At 69.9% G+C, this 13,824-nt stretch carries 17 protein-coding genes and 2 pseudogenes; 4 read left to right on the top strand and 15 right to left on the bottom strand.

All coding sequences use genetic code 11. The annotated features are described in order from the left end of the window. Positions 1-25: 25 nt before the first annotated feature. The 13 genes from O7626_RS39660 to O7626_RS39600 form a co-directional block, all read right to left on the bottom strand. Positions 26-373 carry a hypothetical protein gene (locus O7626_RS39660; RefSeq protein WP_278066556.1) on the bottom strand — a complete coding sequence of 116 codons (348 nt, stop codon included), beginning with the start codon at positions 371-373 and terminating at the stop codon, positions 26-28. Continuing rightward, positions 360-662 (bottom strand): hypothetical protein, encoded by a 303-nt coding sequence (locus O7626_RS39655; protein WP_278066555.1) that lies wholly within the window; start codon positions 660-662, stop codon positions 360-362. The genes O7626_RS39660 and O7626_RS39655 overlap by 14 nt, the downstream gene beginning before the upstream one ends. After that, on the bottom strand, positions 659-1,501 hold the full coding sequence (locus O7626_RS39650) for a hypothetical protein (protein ID WP_278066554.1): 843 nt from the start codon (positions 1,499-1,501) through the stop codon (positions 659-661). Before O7626_RS39650 ends, O7626_RS39655 begins: the two co-directional genes overlap by 4 nt. Beyond that, positions 1,498-2,034: a VUT family protein gene (locus O7626_RS39645; RefSeq protein ID WP_278066553.1), complete on the bottom strand. Its 537-nt coding sequence runs from the start codon at positions 2,032-2,034 to the stop codon at positions 1,498-1,500. The genes O7626_RS39650 and O7626_RS39645 overlap by 4 nt, the downstream gene beginning before the upstream one ends. Further along, positions 2,031-2,738 (bottom strand): class I SAM-dependent methyltransferase, encoded by a 708-nt coding sequence (locus O7626_RS39640; protein ID WP_278066552.1) that lies wholly within the window; start codon positions 2,736-2,738, stop codon positions 2,031-2,033. Before O7626_RS39640 ends, O7626_RS39645 begins: the two co-directional genes overlap by 4 nt. Continuing rightward, a complete protein-coding gene (locus O7626_RS39635) occupies positions 2,714-3,118 on the bottom strand; it encodes a hypothetical protein (protein WP_278066551.1) in 405 nt (134 codons plus the stop codon). Before O7626_RS39635 ends, O7626_RS39640 begins: the two co-directional genes overlap by 25 nt. Beyond that, positions 3,115-3,279, bottom strand: a complete 165-nt coding sequence (locus O7626_RS39630; protein WP_278066550.1) for a hypothetical protein — start codon at positions 3,277-3,279, stop codon at positions 3,115-3,117. Before O7626_RS39630 ends, O7626_RS39635 begins: the two co-directional genes overlap by 4 nt. Beyond that, on the bottom strand, positions 3,276-3,584 hold the full coding sequence (locus O7626_RS39625; protein ID WP_278066549.1) for a hypothetical protein: 309 nt from the start codon (positions 3,582-3,584) through the stop codon (positions 3,276-3,278). The genes O7626_RS39630 and O7626_RS39625 overlap by 4 nt, the downstream gene beginning before the upstream one ends. Continuing rightward, positions 3,581-4,675, bottom strand: coding sequence for a hypothetical protein (locus O7626_RS39620; RefSeq protein ID WP_278066548.1), 1,095 nt, complete (start codon positions 4,673-4,675; stop codon positions 3,581-3,583). The genes O7626_RS39625 and O7626_RS39620 overlap by 4 nt, the downstream gene beginning before the upstream one ends. Beyond that, positions 4,672-4,806 carry a hypothetical protein gene (locus O7626_RS39615; protein ID WP_278066547.1) on the bottom strand — a complete coding sequence of 45 codons (135 nt, stop codon included), beginning with the start codon at positions 4,804-4,806 and terminating at the stop codon, positions 4,672-4,674. The genes O7626_RS39620 and O7626_RS39615 overlap by 4 nt, the downstream gene beginning before the upstream one ends. A gap of 162 nt (positions 4,807-4,968) precedes the next feature. Continuing rightward, complete coding sequence (locus O7626_RS39610; protein ID WP_278066546.1) at positions 4,969-5,784, bottom strand: phage antirepressor KilAC domain-containing protein; 816 nt, start codon at positions 5,782-5,784, stop codon at positions 4,969-4,971. 217 nt (positions 5,785-6,001) lie between these two features. Continuing rightward, entirely contained in the window at positions 6,002-6,196 is a 195-nt protein-coding gene (locus O7626_RS39605; protein WP_278066545.1) for a hypothetical protein, read from the bottom strand. Beyond that, positions 6,196-6,489, bottom strand: a complete 294-nt coding sequence (locus O7626_RS39600; protein ID WP_278066544.1) for a helix-turn-helix transcriptional regulator — start codon at positions 6,487-6,489, stop codon at positions 6,196-6,198. The genes O7626_RS39605 and O7626_RS39600 overlap by 1 nt, the downstream gene beginning before the upstream one ends. A gap of 135 nt (positions 6,490-6,624) precedes the next feature. On the opposite strand from O7626_RS39600, the gene O7626_RS39595 reads away from it, so the two are divergent. After that, positions 6,625-7,107 (top strand): helix-turn-helix transcriptional regulator, encoded by a 483-nt coding sequence (locus O7626_RS39595; protein WP_278066543.1) that lies wholly within the window; start codon positions 6,625-6,627, stop codon positions 7,105-7,107. Here the strand turns inward: O7626_RS39595 and O7626_RS39590 are convergent. Continuing rightward, positions 7,108-7,759, bottom strand: a pseudogene (locus O7626_RS39590) (MBL fold metallo-hydrolase). Between the two features lie 126 nt (positions 7,760-7,885). Next, complete coding sequence (locus tag O7626_RS39585) at positions 7,886-8,641, bottom strand: maleylpyruvate isomerase family mycothiol-dependent enzyme (protein ID WP_278063016.1); 756 nt, start codon at positions 8,639-8,641, stop codon at positions 7,886-7,888. Between the two features lie 220 nt (positions 8,642-8,861). Here O7626_RS39585 and rsgA point away from each other — a divergent pair, with 220 nt between their 5' ends. From rsgA to O7626_RS39570, 3 genes and pseudogenes are all read left to right on the top strand, one after another. Next, positions 8,862-9,932, top strand: a complete 1,071-nt coding sequence (gene rsgA / locus O7626_RS39580) for a ribosome small subunit-dependent GTPase A (RefSeq protein WP_278063015.1) — start codon at positions 8,862-8,864, stop codon at positions 9,930-9,932. A gap of 163 nt (positions 9,933-10,095) precedes the next feature. Further along, positions 10,096-12,993: pseudogene (gene uvrA, locus O7626_RS39575) on the top strand (excinuclease ABC subunit UvrA); the annotation flags it as partial. A gap of 337 nt (positions 12,994-13,330) precedes the next feature. Then, entirely contained in the window at positions 13,331-13,816 is a 486-nt protein-coding gene (locus tag O7626_RS39570; RefSeq protein WP_278063014.1) for a Rieske (2Fe-2S) protein, read from the top strand. Positions 13,817-13,824 lie beyond the last annotated feature (8 nt).

The following is a 13,824-nucleotide window of genomic DNA, read 5'->3' as shown; positions in this document are numbered from 1 at the left end:
CCCCGAACCCAGGTAGGCCGGGGAGTTAGGGGAGTTGCAGGCACGACGGCGGCAGATACACGTACGGGTGTCCGTGCGGGCGGCCGTCGACCATCACCTGCACCTCGCCGGAGTCGAACTCGAACCCGACGGACCCGCCCGGCTCGATCTGCGACGCCGGGTCGTCGTTGAAGCCGACCAGCACATACCGGGCCTCGTTGACGTTCGTGACATCCACCCGGGCAGGCAGGCCATCACACGTCGGCAGGGTGAACACCACCCGAGGCGGCACCGGATCAACCGGCGGCGACACACCACGGCGCACGTCGACCACACCGACCGCCACACATGCGGCACCGGCCAGCACAAACGCGACAGCACTAAGCAGACGCATGGAAGGACTCCTTCGCAGGCCGGGAATCGGGGGAGCGGGACGAGCGGTAGCCGGCACCGTTGCTCCAGCAGCGCGGGTCGCGGATCTCGGCGTGCTCGACCTCGCGACGCCACGCCAACTCCCGCTCGTCGTCGAGGAGTTGCCGAACCAGCGCCCGCGTCTCGGTCTCGAAGTGCGCCCGAGCGTCGCTCCACACCCGGCGACGCCCCGAACGGGTCCAGTCGAAACGGCCGGCGGCATACATGAGGGCGGACACCGCCAGGCTGGCCGCGATCCACTGCCAAGTCATGCCGCCACCGCCTCAAACAGGGCAAGCTGCCGGGACGGCACCCGCCGGGGCGGAGCGACGTGACGATTCCGCCACGACAACGCGAACGACAGGCAGTTCGCCTCAGATCGGGGCTGCCGACCACGGGCGTACGGCGGATGCTGGCAAGGACCCGCGTGCCTGCCGTCGAACGACCACGACATCGAATCGGCAGTCCGCAACACGAACCAGCACGCCCGAAGTCCTTCAATCTTGAACCCGAAACCGTGCAGGTTCGACACACCCACATCCCGAAGCGCCTGCATGATGTCGACCGCTTCATCCATGTGCTGCCGGCGACACACCGAACCAACCCCGACGAGCTGGGCCGCGCCGAGGTCCACACCCGCGTCGGCATACATTTCGACGTGCCGCACGTAGTCGGCCGGACGCTGCCCCTGGACAACCGGAATGATCGGCAACTCGGGTGCGAGGCTGCGCAGTTCAACGAAGTTGGCGACCGTAAGCCGCTGATGCTCGACAACAGAAAGCCCAGTGCCGACGAACCGCAGCGGCCCGGCCTGACCGCCGTGGATCACGATGTCTTCGCACATCCAGTCCATCGGGGCGGCGAAGTCGAACGGGCCGCACTCCGTCCACGCCCGGCGAAGGAACGCCACGTACTCCTCTGGAGTGATCGTCCACCGGCCGTGGTACTGGAGTTCGGTGAAGCCGCCGGAGTCGATCGCATACCGGCCGACGGCACGGGGGAACCGGCCCTTCGGGAACACGTTGCGGGAGATAAACACGGGAACGTCGGCTAGTCGTGGGTCGCTGAGCCAGTTCGACCGGTGGACGCCGAGATACCAGGTGTCCATCACGCCACCGCCTCTCGACGACGGCCTCGAACAAACGCGAGGACCGCGACAGCGGCGAGGGTCATCCACGCCTTGCCGACGACCTGGCCGGGAAAGAACACCAGCGAGCCGAACGCAAGCCACAGAAACAGCGCCGAGTCGACAACCAGCCCAACAACGTTGGATAGAGCAACGGCGAGAAGCCAGCGACGGCGACGTAGCGGCGCGTACACGGCAAGGTCGGCCAGCTCGGAAACCAAGAACGCAGTCCCGGCCGCAATGGCGAGCCCCGGCCCGGCAACCGCGAACGACAGACCGGTGCCGGCGAGGATCGCGGCGATTGTCCAGACCGGGCCAGCCGCGTCGTGAAGCAGGTCCCGCAGTGTGAACGCGAGGCCAGCGAACAACACTCCGGCGGGAGCAAGCAGGCCGAAGCCAACGGGGATGGCGCCGTATGTGGCGACAGCCCAGTTCGCGGCAACGATTGTGCCGACGTAGGCAACGACAACGACGGCGATTGACGCGAGCCGGTTGACGGGCCCGATGCGGAGGCTCACGGCGCCACCGCCGAGGGCTTCTCGATCCACACCATCACCGGTCGAATCCCAGCTCCAACCGGATCGAACGCGCCCCGCTCGCACGGCTGCACCCGCCCCCGCCGGAAAATGACCTCGCCGTCGGAGTAGCGGCCCACCACATCACCGAGAAGGTCGCGTGCCCGGCGAGCCAGCCGCGACTTACCCCGCACGACAGCCCACGGCACGATCGCCGCAACCATGCCTCCCGGTGCAAGCAGATGCGGATCCTCGACGACGGCCAGCAGATGCTCCGCCCACGCCTCCGGCCTGCCGGCCAAGGTGTACGGCGGGTTCATCACCACCAGGTCGAACGGCTCCCAACCGCCGCCGAGCGCGGTCATGGCGACGGTGACGAGATAGTCCTCCAACGTCGTCGCCACCACCACGTCGGCGACGTTGTGAAGTGCCGGCACCCTCTGCGGACTCGGCTCGACAGCGGTCAGATGCGCGTACGGCAGATAGTCGCGGACGGCACGGGCTAGGTGACCCTCACCGGCGGATGGTTCCAGTATTCGTACCTGCGGTACCCCGTTCGCTGCCTCACCTTGCCCGTGGCCGGGAGTGAGGGCCTGATACACGAGGTCATCGGCGGTTTCCGGCGGGGTCGGGAAGTACGACAGGGCCGGGTCGAGGGTGTAGATGATCGTTTGCGAAGCCATCACGCCACCGCCGCCAACCGCCACGACACCGGCTGCGGATGCCGACGACCAGCCGCTCGTTCCACCCGACCAAGCCGGGTCATCTGAACCAGCGCCGGCCACAGATAGTTCTGCCGCTCTCTCTCGGTCAGGTTCAACCGCGACGCCAACTCCGTCGTCGTCAACACCACGCCACCGGACAGCAGGACAGAAACGGCTGCGGCGACACTCGGCGACGACGGCCACTGGTTCAGCAGGTGCGGCGGGCCGTTGACAACCCGGGCAGGCGGTCGGTGGTAGCCGAACTGCAACGCCACCCCAAGGTCCAAGTCGATAGGCGGTCGGATCTCCGAACCGCGCTCCCAGCAGCACATGTAGCGGGTCAACTGGCGTCCGCACCAAGCGCAAACCATCGCGGCAGTCACGACGCCACCGCCTCGGACTGCTCGACCCGCTCCGGCCTGTCGTCCCGCACCACCGGCAGCCCATCCCGGGCCGCCGCCAGATCCGGCCACAACTCGCGGTAGTCCTCCACCACCCGGGCGCGGTCCTCCGGGGCGATCACCGTCCAAGCGGGCGCCGTCATGCCGCAGCCCGCCACGACGACTCGACCCCCGCAGCCGTCCGCCGATGTCCCGCCGCGTCCGGGCACTCCGGCGACGGCAGGGCACACGACGGGCACACACCGGCCTGCGGGCACCACGGGCAGCCCCACACCGGGGACGGATGTGCCAGATCGTGTGCGGCCCGGTTGACGGTCCGCTCCGCATAGGTGGCGATCCGCCACACCATCTTCGGGTCCTGCCACGCGGGCGACGACGGGCCAGGTAGCGGCAGCGGCTCCCGCGTCTCGTCGAGCGTCCGCAGAACCGGCGGCAGGGTCGCGGTCATGCGGCCACCCCCGAACGACAGCCGTACGGCGAGCAGCCGTCCGGATCGCCTAGCTCAGCGAGCGCATCGAAGATGTCTGGTGACCGATCTGCCCACTCTTTGGACGTCACGCGGTCAATCCGCGCAACGGACAACGGAACGCGGGAGCTGTGCAGGAACGCCTGGACCCCCTCGGGTAACGGGTTGGCGCCCCCGTGGCGGATCGCCTCGTCAAAAGCGACTGCGTCTTGCCACTCGGAATTCTTGAACCGGTCGCAGTCACAGCCAATCGCTCGGCACCCGTCGGGGTAGGCCAACGGTTCGGACTGGTGCCCGCTGATGTGGTGACCGCAGTCGCAGCGGTCACGCAGTTCCCGCCACTGCCGGTTGCCGTGGAGAGGACAGCCGATGCACGCACTCTTCTCGACCGAGCCCCAACCGCGTGCACGCAACCACCGCTCGCACGCCTTCCGGTTCATGGCTAGATCCAGCAGCGGGTACCGCTTGCGGATATATAGCACCGGGTACGCGTCCGACACCCTGCCGATCTCGTCGGTAGAGAACCCCACCCAGGTCTCCGCGACACGGCCGCGCGGCACACTCCGGTACGCGGGTGCCTTCGCGCCAAGCAGCTCACGGGTCTTGCGGCGAACCAACGCGAGCTTGTACTGATTGGTGCACTGCCGCTGGCCCATTCCCCTACCGTCGTCGCGGCCGGTGCCCCGGCAACGCGGACAGTTCACGAGCAAGGCATCCCCCCGCTCGTCACTGATGAGCGGGTCCGGGTCTTCGATCTTCCCTGTGGCGTTGCAGTCCACACAAGGCTTCGGAGGTGCCTGGGTGTAGTACGGGATGGACGCGAAGCCGTGGTCAGGATCGATTGCGTCGTTGCGCAGGTTGCCCTTCGAAACCCGATAGAGGGGGATACCCGCCGCACCGAGTGCCACTGCGAGCCGATCCAGATGCTTATACACCCGACGTGGCTCCCAGCCCGTGTCGGCGAAGATTGCACCGTCGACCCTCGGCAGGGTGCCATCGGCGGTCATCAGGGCCAGGACAGTGGACTGCACTCCGGCGCCGAGGGACAGAAGCCGAAGCGTCGGGCTGGTCACGCGCCCACCGCCGGGGTAACGCCGAACGCCCGCAGCAAATCGGCACTGGCGGCCACGGTTGCGTACGGATCGACCTTCGACCCGTCCGGGATCAGACCCAGATCCCACAGCGCCCGGTACGTCTCAGCCATCAAGCGATCAGGCGAGTACGACCGTTCGGGGGAGGCGGGTGCGTCAGCCGTTCGGGGGACATGTATCGTCGGTATAGCCATGAGCCGATGTCCTCTCAGTCAGAGATCGGTACTGGCGGCACGTCGCGCCCGTCGGATGCAGCCCGGCGGGCGTCGCCGCATCTAGGGGTTGAGTTGCAGCGGCTCCCGGCCGCCAAGGTGTTGCAGCAGAAACGCGAGCCCTTTCGCCTTCACCCGCACCTGCGGCGGATCGATCACCAACTCGCCGGTACGCGGGTGGTAGTGCGACGACGGCAACTCAGACATTCGGCCGGCGTTGATCTGGTCCTGGTAGACCCGCCACCGGCCGTCGCCCTTCTGCCGGAAGGTCCAGCCGAGCTGGAACAGGACAGTGAACAGCCGGCCCTGGCCAAGCCGGACCGCCGGATCACGGGACAACACCTTGGCCGCGTCGGCGACCGACCAGTCACCGTCAGCCGCCGCGAGGGTGTTCCACGCATCCGCAGCCGGAGCGGCAATCGCCAGTTGTGCTTCCGCCCGGTCGGCACGGTCCGCCTCGTCGATCACCATCTGCGCCAGGTCGCGGCGAGAGAGTTGCCGAGGCGCCGGAGCGACCTCCGCCTCCCGGGTCTTCACCGCGAAGTACACCCGGGCGTGGGCGACGGCAGGCTTGGTGTCGTCGCCGGCCATCGCAACGAGGTAGGCGCCGAAGCGAGTCAGGCGGTAGTCGTCGAGTCGCTGGTTTCCCCACCTGCCGCCATCACTTCCCCAAGTGGTGAAGTGATGCTCCGCCTGCTCCGCGCCCTGAACGATGGCGAGGGAAGCCTTGGCCTTCTCGATGACGGCCGCGAACTTCTCCCACGAGGCGTACTCCATGAGCGGCATCAGCGCCCGGCCGGTCCAGAACTCGCCGTAGGCGTCGGTCTGCCGGATGGCGTCGAACGGGCTGACGCCGGCCGAGAGTTCGAGCTGGGTCACGGCTGAACCTCCGCGAGGGTGGGCCCCGGCCGGGCGGTACGGGGGAACCCAGCAACATGAGCTGCTGTTGACCCGGCCGGGGTGTCTGGGATGCCGAGTTCCGCTCGGGCTGTCGCACGGTCCGGCACCCAGAACGGCCCGGCGCCGAGGTCGAGCACATATCCGCCGGACAGCAGCGGTGTGGCGGTACCGGCGGGGGAGGTGAGGTTGCGGACGCTCACGCGGCCCGCCGCCTCGGAGTCGAGACGCGACGGCGACGACGGACCTTCACCGGTTCGGCAGGCGGGGCGAGGAGGGGTGCGAGTTCGGCGCGCTGCTCCTCCGACGGTGCCGGCCATCCGGCGGCCGTCTCGGCGGCGAGATCCCGCATCGCCTGGTCGAGTGCCGGGTCGTCGAGCCGGTAGGCGGGCATCAGGCTGCCGCCTTGTCAGTCAGGGAGCTGCGGCGGCGCTTGGCAGGGCGGGGAAACATGTCGTCGAGGGACAGGCCCAGCATCTCCTGCATTTGGAGGACGGTTTCGATGCTGGTTGCCGCGCTGCCGTAGCGGAGCCGGTCGAGGGTGCGGGGGGCCATGCCCATGAGGCGGGCGGCGTCGCGGTTGGTGCGTGCTCCGAGTTCGGCGCATCGGGCCCGGATGAGGGGCCAGTTGAGACGGGCGGACGCGCTTGGTATGGCGCGTAGCTCGCTGGTCTGTGCGTCGGGCATGGCGCAAGAATGCCATGCGCCATACATGGCGCGCAAGTGGTTGCGACACCCTGTGCTAGTTGTCTTAATCGATGAGTGACGGCATCATAACCGAATGAAGCTGGGGAGCTTACAGGGGAAACAAGGCGGTGCGTCATGAGTGACGCGCGACGCATGCCAGATATGGCGCACGATCATGCGCTGACCAGCCTTTACAGTGCCCTCATGTCACAACCGGACCGCAAGGACGCCTTCGCCAACCTGATCAAGCAGGGGCGGCAACAACGCGGCTGGCGACAAGAAGACCTAGTAGCCGCATCCGGCGTCAGCCGACGAACACTGACCAGATGGGAAGGCGGCGACGCCGAACGGCCAGACCTCGACCAGGTCCGCGCCGTCTGCATCGCCCTCGGCATTCGACCCATCGACGCCGCCATCGCCCTCGGCCTGCTCGACGCCGACGAAATCGACCAACCCCCACCACCGCCCACCGACCCGCGCGCAGACGAACTCCTCGACGTCCTCCAAGACACCCGCATCCCGACAGCGGCGAAAGAGGCGCTACTTACCCTGCTGCGGCAACTCCGCAACCAACCCGACGACGGACCGACCTCGGAGGACGAGCGGAAGGCGGTGTAGTCACCAGCCCCGGGCACGCCACTCCGGTAGCGACGGCCGCTCGGCGCCGAGCGTGCTGTCCCGGCCGTGCCCCGGATAGAACCAGGTGTCGTCCGGCAGCCGATCGAAGATCTTGTGCTCCACGTCGTCCATGATCTGCGCAAACTCGACAGGGTTAGTTGTCCTCCCAGGACCCGCCGGGGAAGAGCGAGTCGCCGGTGAACAGGTGGAGGCCGTCCGTCTCGTCCCGGTAGAGCAGCGCGACGGAGCCCGGGGTGTGCCCGACGATGTGGATCACTTCGAGTTCGCGGTCACCGACCCGGACCCGGTCGCCCTCGGCGAGCGGCTCGGAGTCGATCGGCAGGCCGTCCGCGTCGGCGGCGTGCACCAGCGACCGGGCCCCGGTGCTCGCCACCACCTCCTCCAGGGCGACCCAGTGGTCCATGTGCCGGTGCGTGGTGACCACGGCGGCCAGCCCGCCCTCGCCGACGAGTTCCAGCAGCCGGGGCGCCTCGTTGGCCGCGTCGATCAGGACCTGCTCGCCGGTGGCGGTGCAGCGCAGCAGGTAGGCGTTGTTGTCCATCGGGCCGACCGAGAGCTTGCTGACCGTGAGGCCGCTCAGCTCGCGTACGTCGGGCGGGCCGTCGGCGGCGACGTTGCCGGTGTAACTCATCTTCGGTGCCTCCGGGTTGTCGGCGGATCAGGGTCGGGCGGGTCGGGTCGTTCCCGTCGAGAGGCGGGGCCGAACCAGAGGTCGGGTCGTCCCGTCGAGGGCCGGGTGCCTGGGGGTCCGGCGGGTTCAGATCCAGGGCGGAGGTGCCGGCAGCGGCCCGGCGGGCGTGACGACCAGGCCGTCGCCGCCGCTCCGGCCGGTCAGCCAGCCCGCCAGCTCGTGCGCCGGGCCGGCGACGGTGCGCAGTTCCGGGCCGCCGTCCGCCGTCGGCACGCCGACCGGCCCGCCCCGGCCGCTGTGCACGGTCAGCGGTTGCCCGGTCTCCGCCGGCACCAGCACCAGGGCGGGTGGGTCGTCCCGGTGGGCCAGGTCGTGCACCACCTCGTGCAGCAGCCGCTGGCCGAACGCGTCCGGCCAGTCGGCGGTCCGGTAACCGGCGTCGAGGTCGACGTGGTGCACCTCCACCTCGCGCAGCCGGGCCCAGACCAGGGTGGCGGCCGGGCGGAGCCCACGAATCGAGCGGACCTGGGCGGCCCACGCCGGTGCCGGCAGCTCACCGGCCGCCTCGGCGAAGCGCCGGGCGCTGTCCCGCAGGTCGGCGAGCTGGGTGCCGACCGGCCGGGCCGAGCCGGCCGCGATGTCCGCGTTCCGGGCGGCCGGGCTCGGGTACTGCGGGACGTCCTCCCCGGTACGCGCCGAGGTCAGCAGGTTGACCAGGCTGTCGGCGCTGCGGGCGAGATGGCTGAGCACGTGGCCCCGGGTCCAGCCGGGGAGCAGGGACGGTTCGCCGGTCGCCGCGTCGTCGAGCCTGTCGACGGTCCGCAACAGCCGCTCGGTCGCCCGGTCCACCTCGGGCAGCAGCGCGAGTGGGTCGAGTGTCACGACTCACGACGATAGCGGTCGCCGGTCGGCGGGGCCGGGACGCCTTCCGCCGGGAGTGGCGGAGCCGGAATTGGCTTTCGGTCCGGCCGGACCAGACCTACCGTTCGAGGGCACACCCGTGAGCGTGAGGAGGTGGGAGGCATGCGGACGACGTGCGCGTTGTCACCGTTTCCACTTCTGGATTCGACTGCTGAATCCACCTCTGACGACAAGGGTTGAGATGACCTTCGATCTGGCGTCCCTCGGTTGGGACGCGACACTGGCCGCGGCGTACCCCGAACGCGGCGACGACCTCCGACCCGGCCGGGTGGTCCGGGCCGACCGGGGAATCTGCACGGTGCTCTGCGCGAGCGGGCCGCTGCGGGCCAGTCTCGGCGGCGGCCTGCTGGTCGCGGCGGCCCGGGACGCGGCCAACCTGCCGTGTGCCGGTGACTGGGTGCTGGTCCGGCACTGGCCGGACCGGCGGCTGACGGTGCAGGCGGTGCTGCCCCGGCGTACCGCGATCGTGCGGCGGACCGCCGACAAGGACTCGACCGGTCAGGTGCTGGCGGCCAACGCGGACGGCGTGGCGGTGGTCGAGCCACTGCACCCGTCGCCGGACGTGGCCCGGATCGAGCGGCTGCTCGCGCTGGCCTGGGAGTCCGGCGCCACCCCACTGCTGGTGCTCACCAAGTGCGACCTGGTCGCCGACCCGGCGGCGATGGCCGACCAGCTCGGCCGGGCGGCCCCGGGCGTGGCGGTGCTGCCGGTAAGCGCACAGCGCGGCACCGGGTTGGCCGAGCTGCGCCCGTGGGTGGCGCCCGGCCGTACGCTGGCGCTGCTCGGGCCCTCCGGCGCCGGCAAGTCGACACTGGTGAACGCCCTGGCCGGGGCGACCGTGATGACGACACAGGGGGTACGCGGGGTGGACGGTAAGGGCCGGCACACCACCACGCACCGGCAACTCATCCCGATTTCGGGCGGGGGAGCGGTGCTGGACACCCCGGGGGTGCGGGCGGTGGGTCTGCTGGACGCGGCGGCCGGGCTGGACCGGGCCTTCGCCGATGTGGCGGAACTCGTCGCGGCCTGCCGGTTCGCTGACTGCGCGCACCGGGGCGAGCCGGGGTGCGTGGTGCAGATCGCGCTGGAGAGCGGCGAGCTGAGCCCGCGGCGCTGGGAGAGTTGGCAGAAGCTCCAGCGCGAGGTGGCGTACGAGACACGCCGACGGGACGCGCGGCTGGCCGCCGAGGAGCGGTACAAATGGAAGCGGATTCGCAAGGAGCAGCGGAGTCGGGGTCGTCCGGGGCGGTGAGTCAGGGCTCGGTCGCGGTCGGTCGATGGCGGTGCCGCGGCTGAGCTGCGGGAATTTGACGGCGCGGGAAACTGTCGTACCCCGGGGCTAGAGTTGCCGAGGCGCTTCTCTGCGCCAGCAAATCGGACAGAACATACTTTTCCTCCCCGGGAGTGCGCGGACAGTGGCCGACCGACTGATCATCCGTGGCGCGCGTGAACACAACCTGCGCGACGTCAACCTCGACCTGCCGCGCGACGCCATGATCGTCTTTACCGGGCTCTCCGGTTCCGGAAAGTCCAGCCTGGCCTTCGACACCATCTTCGCCGAGGGCCAGCGGCGTTACGTCGAGTCGCTGTCGTCGTACGCCCGGCAGTTCCTCGGCCAGATGGACAAGCCGGACGTCGACTTCATCGAGGGGCTCAGCCCGGCCGTCTCGATCGACCAGAAGTCGACCTCGCGCAACCCGCGCTCGACGGTCGGCACCATCACCGAGGTCTACGACTACCTCCGGCTGCTCTTCGCCCGGGTCGGCGAGCCGCACTGCCCGGTCTGCGGCCAGAAGATCTCCAAGCAGAGCCCGCAGCAGATCGTCGACCGGGTGCTGGCGATGGAGGAGGGCACCCGGTTCATGGTGCTCGCCCCGGTGATCCGCGGCCGCAAGGGCGAGTACGTCGACCTCTTCGCCGAACTCCAGGCCAAGGGATACGCCCGGGCCCGGGTCGACGGGGTGGTCCACCCGCTGACCGAGCCGCCGAAGCTGAAGAAGCAGGAGAAGCACACCATCGAGGTGGTGGTGGACCGGCTCACCGTCAAGGCGGGCGCCAAGCAGCGGCTCACCGACTCGGTGGAGTCCGCGCTCGGGCTCTCCGGCGGGCTGGTGCTGCTCGACTTCGTCGACCTGCCGGAGGACGACCCGGCCCGGGAGCGGCGCTACTCCGAGCACCTGGCCTGCCCCAACGACCACCCGCTGGCGATCGAGGACCTCGAACCCCGGGTCTTCTCCTTCAACGCACCGTACGGCGCCTGCCCGGAGTGCACCGGGCTGGGCACCAAGAAGGAGGTCGACGCCGAACTCGTCGTGCCCGACCCGGAGCGGACGCTGCGCGAGGGTGCCGTCGCGCCGTGGGCCGGCGGGCAGACCCAGGAATACTTCCTCCGGCTGCTGGAGGCGCTGGGCGAGGCCGAGCACTTCGACCTGGACACCCCGTGGCGGGCGCTGCCGTCCCGGGCGCAGAAGACCGTCCTGCACGGCTCCGGCGACCAGGTGCACGTGCGCTACCGCAACAAGTACGGCCGCGAGCGCTCCTACTACACCGGCTTCGAGGGCGTGGTGCAGTGGATCGAGCGGCGGCACAACGACACCGAGTCGGACTGGTCCCGGGACAAGTACGAGGGGTACATGCGGGACGTGCCCTGCCCGGTCTGCCGGGGCAGCCGGCTCAAGCCGGAGGTGCTGGCGGTCACCCTGGGCGGCCGGAACATCGCCGAGGTCTGCGCGCTCTCGGTCGGCGAGTGCGCCGAACTGCTCGGCGGGATGACCCTGACCGACCGGCAGAAGATGATCGCCGAGCGGGTGCTCAAGGAGATCAACGCCCGGCTCCGCTTCCTGGTCGACGTCGGCCTGGACTACCTCTCGCTGGACCGGCCGGCCGGCACCCTCTCCGGCGGCGAGGCGCAGCGGATCCGGCTCGCCACCCAGATCGGCTCCGGCCTGGTCGGGGTCCTCTACGTGCTGGACGAGCCGTCGATCGGGCTGCACCAGCGGGACAACCACCGGCTGATCGAGACGCTGGTCCGGCTCAAGGGGCTGGGCAACACGCTGATCGTGGTGGAGCACGACGAGGACACCATCCGGACGGCGGACTGGATCGTCGACATCGGGCCGGGGGCCGGTGAGCACGGCGGCAAGATCGTGCACAGCGGTTCGGTGCCGGAGCTGCTGGCCAACACCGAGTCGGTGACCGGGGCGTACCTCTCCGGCCGCCGGTCGATTCCGACCCCGAAGGGGCGCCGGCCGCAGACGCCGGGGCGGGAGCTGGTGGTGCAGGGCGCCCGCGAGCACAACCTGCGCAACCTCACCGTCCCGTTCCCGCTCGGGCAGTTCATCGCGGTCACCGGGGTCAGCGGCTCCGGCAAGTCGACACTTGTCAACGACATCCTCTACGCCGTACTGGCCAACCAGATCAACGGGGCCCGGCTGGTGCCGGGACGGCACACCCGGATCATCGGCATCGACAACGTCGACAAGGTGGTCGGGGTGGACCAGTCGCCGATCGGGCGGACCCCGAGGTCGAACCCGGCGACGTACACCGGGGTCTGGGACCACGTCCGCAAGCTCTTCGCCGAGACCACCGAGGCGAAGGTCCGGGGGTACGGGCCGGGCCGGTTCTCCTTCAACGTCAAGGGCGGCCGGTGCGAGGCGTGCAGCGGTGACGGCACGATCAAGATCGAGATGAACTTCCTACCGGACGTCTACGTGCCGTGCGAGGTCTGCAAGGGTGCCCGCTACAACCGGGAGACCCTGGAGGTGCACTACAAGGGGCGGACGGTCTCCGACATCCTGGAGATGCCGATCGAGGAGGCGGCCGAGTTCTTCTCGGCGATCCCGGCCATTCACCGGCACCTGAAGACCCTTGTCGACGTCGGCCTCGGCTACGTCCGGCTCGGCCAGCCGGCGCCGACCCTCTCCGGTGGCGAGGCGCAGCGGGTCAAGCTCGCCTCCGAGTTGCAGAAGCGCTCCACCGGCCGGACGGTGTACGTGCTCGACGAGCCGACCACCGGGCTGCACTTCGAGGACATCCGCAAGCTGCTCGGGGTGCTGGACAGCCTGGTCGACAAGGGCAACACGGTGATCGTCATCGAGCACAACCTCGACGTGATCAAGACCGCCGACTGGCTCGTCGACATGGGTCCGGAGGGCGGGCACCGGGGTGGCACGGTGCTGGCCGCCGGCACCCCGGAAGAGCTGGCGGAGGTGCCGGAGAGCCACACCGGCCAGTACCTCCGGCCGGTGCTCGGGCTGACCGGGCCGCCCCGGGGCGCGAGCGCGGCGACCGTCCGGGCCGCCAGGGCCAACGGCACCGCCACGAACACCGGCACCACCAGGGAGAACGGCGGTCCGACCGGAGCAGCCGACGGTACCGCGAAGGCCGGCAACGGCCGGTCCGGCGGCGGTACCGTGAAGGGCGCCGCCGCCCGCGCGGGCAGGACCGCGAAGGCCCCGGCTGCGAAGAGCACGGCGGCGGCGAAGAGTACGACGGCCGGGAAGAGCGCGGCTGCGAAGAGTGCGGCGGCGGGCGGGCGGCGTACCGGAAAGTCCTGACCCCGGTCCCGGTTGAACCGGTTGGTGGATATATCCGTGTCTTCGGACGTGGCCGCGGACGACCAGGGCGCGGCGCCGAAGAGGAAGGCTAGGCATGAGTGACGAACTGACCGGGCCGGGCACGCAGACCCGCCGGGCGCTGTTGGCGGGTGCGGGTGCGGTGGGCGTGTCGGTGGTGCTGGCCGCCTGCGGCACCGGCGACGACGACGCCCTCGACGGCACCGGAAGCAGCCCGTCCGGCGGCGCTCCGGCCCCCAGCGGTTCGGCGAGCGCTCCGGCCGAGGGCGGCGCCGCCGCCCCGCTGGCCAAGAAGAGCGAGATCCCGGTCGGCGGCGGCAAGATCTTCGCCGACCAGCAGGTCGTGGTCACCCAGCCGACCGAGGGCGAGTTCAAGGCCTTCAGCTCGATCTGCACCCACCAGCAGTGCCCGGTGACCGGGGTCGACGGGGGCACGATCAACTGTAGTTGCCACTTCAGCAAGTTCTCCGTGGCGGACGGTTCGCCCAAGGGCGGCCCGGCCAACAAGCCGCTGCCGGAGAAGAAGGTCACCGTCGACGGGGACAACATCGTGCTGGCCTGATCCTCCCC

It is taken from the genome of Micromonospora sp. WMMD1102, from assembly GCF_029626265.1.
GTDB lineage: Bacteria > Actinomycetota > Actinomycetes > Mycobacteriales > Micromonosporaceae > Plantactinospora.
The sequence above is the reverse complement of the archived record's forward strand: the minus strand, read 5'-3'. Positions and strand labels throughout refer to the sequence as shown.

What these genes read in the sequence shown, in the direction of transcription:
- O7626_RS39660 (WP_278066556.1), bottom strand. Translation starts at nt 373, where the DNA reads ATGCGTCTGCTTAGTGCTGTCGCGTTTGTGCTGGCCGGTGCCGCATGT.
- O7626_RS39655 (WP_278066555.1), bottom strand. Translation starts at nt 662, where the DNA reads ATGACTTGGCAGTGGATCGCGGCCAGCCTGGCGGTGTCCGCCCTCATG.
- O7626_RS39630 (WP_278066550.1), bottom strand. Translation starts at nt 3,279, where the DNA reads ATGACGGCGCCCGCTTGGACGGTGATCGCCCCGGAGGACCGCGCCCGG.
- O7626_RS39625 (WP_278066549.1), bottom strand. Translation starts at nt 3,584, where the DNA reads ATGACCGCGACCCTGCCGCCGGTTCTGCGGACGCTCGACGAGACGCGG.
- O7626_RS39615 (WP_278066547.1), bottom strand. Translation starts at nt 4,806, where the DNA reads ATGGCTGAGACGTACCGGGCGCTGTGGGATCTGGGTCTGATCCCGGAC.
- O7626_RS39605 (WP_278066545.1), bottom strand. Translation starts at nt 6,196, where the DNA reads ATGCCCGCCTACCGGCTCGACGACCCGGCACTCGACCAGGCGATGCGG.
- O7626_RS39600 (WP_278066544.1), bottom strand. Translation starts at nt 6,489, where the DNA reads ATGCCCGACGCACAGACCAGCGAGCTACGCGCCATACCAAGCGCGTCC.
- O7626_RS39595 (WP_278066543.1), top strand. Translation starts at nt 6,625, where the DNA reads ATGAGTGACGCGCGACGCATGCCAGATATGGCGCACGATCATGCGCTG.
- rsgA (WP_278063015.1), top strand. Translation starts at nt 8,862, where the DNA reads ATGACCTTCGATCTGGCGTCCCTCGGTTGGGACGCGACACTGGCCGCG.
- O7626_RS39570 (WP_278063014.1), top strand. Translation starts at nt 13,331, where the DNA reads ATGAGTGACGAACTGACCGGGCCGGGCACGCAGACCCGCCGGGCGCTG.